Raw genomic sequence first — 308 nt, 5'->3', positions numbered from 1 at the left:
TCGGGGTGGATGCTTTCGTTGCGCAATCGGTGCTGCCGTATGACCCGGCCTGGCTGCCACGGTTTCACGCCTGCCTCGATGCGGCGCAATCGGTGCGCTGCCTGACCGCGCTGCGCGGGGCATATGAGCCGCTGGCAACGCGCCTGGCTGCCGATGTCGCCATGGGCGCGGCCGTGCTCAACGCGCGCATGCTGGCGAGCGGCGCGGCGCAATTGCTGATCACCGATGGCGGGGCCGGTCGGTTCGGCGCCGGGCTGTCCACCGCCTATCTTGGCGAGCGTTGGCGCGACGCCGGGCCACAGCACTGT

At 70.8% G+C, this 308-nt stretch carries 1 pseudogene; it reads left to right on the top strand.

What is annotated here, in order from left to right:
* Nucleotides 1-308 (top strand): annotated as a pseudogene (locus tag H926_RS33670) (hypothetical protein); the annotation flags it as partial.

The sequence above is a fragment of the Novosphingobium sp. B-7 genome, from assembly GCF_000410615.1.
In the GTDB taxonomy this organism is placed as follows: domain Bacteria; phylum Pseudomonadota; class Alphaproteobacteria; order Sphingomonadales; family Sphingomonadaceae; genus Novosphingobium; species Novosphingobium capsulatum.
This window is presented reverse-complemented; position numbering and strand designations above follow the sequence as displayed.